Consider the following 1,018-nt stretch of genomic DNA (forward strand, 5'->3'; position numbering starts at 1 on the left):
TTGTGGATACATCACCCCGATATTCTTGGAACATCGGCTACCCCACTGCAGCCGATGTAATCGCTACATTTTACAATGATACCCTTACCATTAACGGCTCGGGGGCTATGCAAAATTGGTCATCATCTACTGACAATGCGGTGAATACTCCGTGGTATTATCTGCGCAACAACATTACAACTGTAGTAATAAATGACGATGTGACAACGATTGGAGCTTTTGCTTTTTCTTATTGCAGCAGTCTTAGCTCCGTTACCATTTCTAACCGCGTTGACAGCATTGCAAATTATGCTTTTTCGAGTTGTCGCAACCTTGTGTCTATCACAAATTTGAGTTTTGTTCCGCAAAACATACGCGATAGTGTGTTTGCAAGCTGCAACATTCGTCGGCTCATCGTACCCGCCTGCGGCTCTGAGTATCAAGATCACAGAATATGGAGCAAATATTTTGGTGCTATTGAGGCATCATTGGAATGCCCTTTTGAGGTACAAATGGTTAACGCCATACCTCAAAGCGATGGTTCTCTTTTGGTTGATTGCGATGCCACATACTCTTCTGTGATATTTAAAGATGCGGATGAGTACACGGTTAAGTTTGGGTACAAAGGTTCTCAAATAGAGGATAATGACATCTACATTAACGAGCAGATGCCCTATAACACTACTATAACCTATCATGTTTACAACAAGGCTAATACGGCTTTTATCAGTCGCGACCTGACTATCAGGAAAAAAAGTGTTGCCCCTGATTCCTTTGTTGCCCGGCGATACGACAAACTGCTATATGCAACAGACGATACTGTTGTGGACGGCGAATGGTTCAAAATCATAAACGGGGAGTGGCAAAGTATAGGCACGGGCTTGTTCTATTGGGCACCCGAAAACGAGGACTTGGCGGGCAGTGCAGAATATCGTGCTACGTTTATTACCGCAGCCGGCGAAACCTTGAACATTTGTCCTTTTTCGGGGGCAACACTTTTAGCATCCTTGACGGTTTATACTAAATTGACGGTTTATCC

At 43.8% G+C, this 1,018-nt stretch carries 1 protein-coding gene; it reads left to right on the forward strand.

The window, feature by feature from the left end; translation table 11 throughout:
* Window positions 1-1,018 (forward strand): leucine-rich repeat domain-containing protein (locus ASC50_RS01220; protein ID WP_158648239.1); only part of this gene is annotated, 1,018 nt, incomplete at both ends.

It is taken from the genome of Candidatus Symbiothrix dinenymphae (assembly GCF_001431085.1).